This is a genomic window from Streptomyces europaeiscabiei (assembly GCF_001550375.1).
GTDB lineage: Bacteria > Actinomycetota > Actinomycetes > Streptomycetales > Streptomycetaceae > Streptomyces > Streptomyces europaeiscabiei.
On record NZ_LRTR01000278.1, the window covers coordinates 1 to 605 of the forward strand.

The window sequence follows — 605 nt, forward strand, 5'->3', positions numbered from 1 at the left end:
CGCACGGTGCCGCGAGGCACAGCGCCGGCGCGGCGGTCCACCGGCGGCGCCCAGCCGCCGGCCCTACTCGAACCGTGCCGCCAGCAGCACCACGTCCTCCGTGCCGTCGCCCTCGTCGAGTCTGTCCGGCAGGACGGTGCGCAGGACGTGGTCGGCGATGGCGCCGGGGTCGGTGCGCAGGGCCCGGGGAACGCAGGCCGCGGCCGCATGGAGGCGGGCGAAGGCACGGTCGACGGGTTCGCCGGTGCGCTGGAGGAGGCCGTCGGTGTAGAGCAGGACGGTTTCTCCTCGTTCGGCGACCAGCTCGACGCTCGGCGCCTCCCAGCAGGCGAGCATGCCCAGCGGCGCCGACAGGGACGTCTCCACGAACTCGGTGCGCCGCTCGCCGATCACCAGCGGCGGGCTGTGTCCCGCCCCGGCCAGCGTGATCTTGCGCAGCGCGGGCTCGACGTAGGCGAAGAGCGCGGTGGCGGAGCGGGCCGGCTCGGTCAGGCGCAGCAGCAGCTCCAGGTCGGAGAGGACGGCGACGGGGTCCTCCCCCTCCATCACGGCGTACGCCCGCAGCGAGGCCCGCAGCCGTCCCATCGCGGCGATCGCGCTGGGGC

1 protein-coding gene is annotated in these 605 nt (G+C 75.7%); it reads right to left on the reverse strand.

Translation table 11 applies throughout. The features are described from left to right. Nucleotides 1-63 precede the first annotated feature (63 nt). Nucleotides 64-605, reverse strand: a 542-nt coding sequence (locus AWZ10_RS13570; protein ID WP_159058266.1) for a PP2C family protein-serine/threonine phosphatase, incomplete at its 5' end; no start/stop codon positions are given.